Annotated in this window: 1 protein-coding gene; it reads right to left on the bottom strand. The window is 66.8% G+C overall.

From position 1 onward, the window contains the following. Positions 1 to 19 precede the first annotated feature (19 nt). On the bottom strand, positions 20 to 1,084 hold the full coding sequence (locus B0I29_RS45035; protein WP_425452405.1) for an IS110 family RNA-guided transposase: 1,065 nt from the start codon (positions 1,082 to 1,084) through the stop codon (positions 20 to 22). Between the last annotated feature and the right edge of the window lie 247 nt (positions 1,085 to 1,331).

Raw genomic sequence — 1,331 nt, 5'->3', positions numbered from 1 at the left:
GCCGATGCTCCTATGGATGTCAAGTGGTGGGTGGGGTGTGGTTGGTGGTGATGATTTGGTAGATCTCGCGTGCTATGTAGCGTTTGAGGCAACGGATGATGTCTTTTTTGGTGAGGCCTTCTGTGGTGCGGCGTTCGGCGTAGGCGCGGGTGCGAGGGTCCCAGCGCAGGCGGCTCAGGACGGTGCGGTAGAGGGCGGCGTTGGCTTGACGGTCGCCGCCGCGGTTGAGGCGGTGCCGGTTGGTTCTGCCGGACGAGGCGGGGAGCGGGGCGACGCCGCAGAGCATGGCGAATGCTGCCTCGCTGGTGAGCCGGTCATGGTTTTCGCCGGCGGTGACCAGTAGCTGCCCGGCGGTGTCGGTGCCGATGCCGTTGGCGGCGACCAGGGCCGGGTTGATCGCGGCGACCAGTGGGCCGAGGAGTTCGTCGAGGTCGGTGATCTCGGCGGACAGCTGTTCGTGGCGGCGGGCCAGTGACCGCAGGGCGATCGTCGCGGCGGTGGCGGGGGTGCCGGTATCGGCGCGGTCGGGTCGCAGGTTCGCGCAGACGACGATCAGTTTGGTGATGCTCAGGCCACGCAGAATGGTGCGCAGGGTGTCGGGAGCGGTGATGATCAGGGACTTGATCTGGCGTTGAGTGTCAGCGCGCTGGTCGATGGCGCTGCGGCGGGCCACCCGCAGGTTGCGGACGGCTTCGACGCGGCCGTCGCGGTGTTTCGGGGTGCTGGTGCGGCCACCGGCCAGAGCCGTCTTGGCGGCTTGGACGGCATCGATCGGGTCGGATTTACCCTGCAACCGGCGGGTCCGCCGGTTCGGGCGATCGACCTCGATCACCTCAACGCCGTTACTACGGAGCATGCGCACGAGTCCGGCGCCGTAAGCGCCGGTGCCCTCGACGCCGGCCCGGGCGAGGCGACCGTGTCCGCGCATCCAGGCCAGCATCGCTATGTATCCGGCCGGGGTAGCCGCGAACTCCCGGGTACCCAGAACCCGTCCCACCTGGTCGATCACCGCCGCCGTGTGGGTGTCCTGATGAGTATCGACGCCACCGGTCACTTCACCAGCAGCCGCTGCTTCAGATGTAATAGAGGGCATCGTCGTCCTAACGCTCATGGCAGTGGGCACAAGACGGCACGCACCAGCCGGGCAACGCGGACAAGACAGAGATGGGGCCTCTAGCCAGGCTCCTATGAAGTCACAACGCCACGTCCGGTGAATGCACGAGCACCTCCCACCCGAAGCCGACAGATCGGCTCGAAGACCCGAAGTCAGTAGCTCAGTGGGTCAGACCCCGGGCGGGAGGTGCTCACCACCAATCCTCTCTGTAGCTCAG

Source organism: Actinoplanes lutulentus, assembly GCF_003259845.1.
Classification (GTDB): Bacteria; Actinomycetota; Actinomycetes; order Mycobacteriales; family Micromonosporaceae; genus Actinoplanes; species Actinoplanes lutulentus.
Note: the sequence above shows the minus strand (reverse complement) of the source record. Positions and strands in the feature narration are given on the sequence as shown.